Genomic DNA, 1,443 nt, shown 5'->3' with positions numbered 1-1,443 from the left:
CTTCTGGTGGTTATATTTCGTTGGCTGAGCGAGACCGGCGTTGGCACGAATATCGCGAGTTGCTAAAACTAAGACTGCCGATGAGCGACGAGCGCTATGAGCATGTGACAGCGTTAAAAGCACGAACGATGGCGGTTTTGGAAAGGTACAGACAATATGACAAAGTTATTGTCGTCAGTCATTTCAATGTTTTTGAAGCTTTGCAAGGTTATCAGGAACAAGGGTTGGCTTGCGGAGATTCTAAAATCTTTCGTCTGTGATCGATTTTCAATCTTATAGAGTAAAATCAATGAGTAATCGCTATTGGAGTTAAAAATGAAATCTATAAAAGCATGGATGTTGTTATGTTTGATCGCGATGTTTGGTTGTACGTCAAAACCAGATGATGTTGAGCCTGTAAACAACTTTGCACTCCAACCATACCTCGGTAAATGGTATGAAATAGCTCGACTGGATCATTCCTTTGAGCGCGGCCTCTCTAACGTTACGGCTGAATACGAATTGCGTGAAGACGGTGGTGTCACGGTTATCAACCGTGGTTATTCGCAAGAAAATAAAAAGTGGACACAAGCCGAAGGCCAAGCGTATTTCGTTGGAGATGAAAACATCGGCCATTTTAAAGTTTCATTTTTTGGTCCGTTCTATTCCTCGTACATTGTGTTCGAGCTAGGAGAAAACTATGAGTATGCCTTTGTCTCAGGTTTTAACCATGATTACTTGTGGCTACTTTCTCGGAAACCAAATGTCGATAAGGCGACGGTGGAGCGATTTAAGCGAGTCGCCAAAGAGAAAGGCTTTACGCTAGATGAGTTGATCCTGGTCGATCAAAAACATTAAATGGTCCAACTGCTGACCTTACAGTAAGGTTCGATGCTTCATAAAGCTCAGTGGTGTTTGTCCCGTTTGTTTTTTAAAAAACGCAATGAATGCGCTGTCTGATGAAAACTCTAAGCAATGGGCAACATCACTGACTTGCCTCTCCTCACACAACAGCTCTATTGCCTTTAACAATCGCCATTGCTGGCGCCAATCTTGATAAGACATGCCTGTTTCTGACTTAAACAGTCTTGTAATTGTCTTACCGCTTGCCCCGATTGTTTTCGATAAATGGTTGAGATCAGGAGCAATGAATCCGTCTTTTGTCATCGCGTTTCGAAATGAAGCCAAACGACGATCCGATGGCAATGGTAAAGTGAGCTCTAATTGCTTCGCTTGATAAAACTCTTCCCAAAACAATATGGTTGTCGCATTTGTTTTGGTTTGCTCTATGTCCCACTCCCACAAAGCCATTTTATTGATCATTGCTTTTAGGAGATCGTTAACTTCAATCATTACGATGCTTTTCGGGCAAGAAAACTTGTCACAATCGAAATAAACAGAACGATACGCCACAACATTCGTCATTACGGCGCGATGTGGAGTATGAGGTGGGATCCACACTGC

General features: G+C 42.6%; 2 protein-coding genes and 1 pseudogene. 2 read left to right on the top strand and 1 reads right to left on the bottom strand.

Annotated features, from left to right (window positions below; all coding sequences use genetic code 11):
* Together R7P72_RS24315 and R7P72_RS24310 are read left to right on the top strand one after the other, a co-directional pair.
* Positions 1–260 (top strand): annotated as a pseudogene (locus tag R7P72_RS24315) (histidine phosphatase family protein); the annotation flags it as partial.
* A 55-nt stretch (positions 261–315) separates the two neighbouring features.
* Complete coding sequence (locus R7P72_RS24310) at positions 316–837, top strand: lipocalin family protein (protein ID WP_206973706.1); 522 nt, start codon at positions 316–318, stop codon at positions 835–837.
* Between the two features lie 18 nt (positions 838–855).
* Here R7P72_RS24310 and R7P72_RS24305 read toward each other — a convergent pair.
* A partial coding sequence (locus R7P72_RS24305; protein WP_318110870.1) for an AraC family transcriptional regulator occupies positions 856–1,443 on the bottom strand: 588 nt, incomplete at its 5' end.

Origin of the sequence: Vibrio sp. Vb0888 (assembly GCF_033338835.1) — a bacterium.
GTDB classification, from domain to species: Bacteria; Pseudomonadota; Gammaproteobacteria; order Enterobacterales; family Vibrionaceae; genus Vibrio; species Vibrio alginolyticus.
Note: the sequence above shows the minus strand (reverse complement) of the source record. Positions and strands in the feature narration are given on the sequence as shown.

Coding starts and splice junctions, on each gene's coding strand:
- R7P72_RS24310 (WP_206973706.1), top strand. CDS start 316: ATGAAATCTATAAAAGCATGGATGTTGTTATGTTTGATCGCGATGTTT.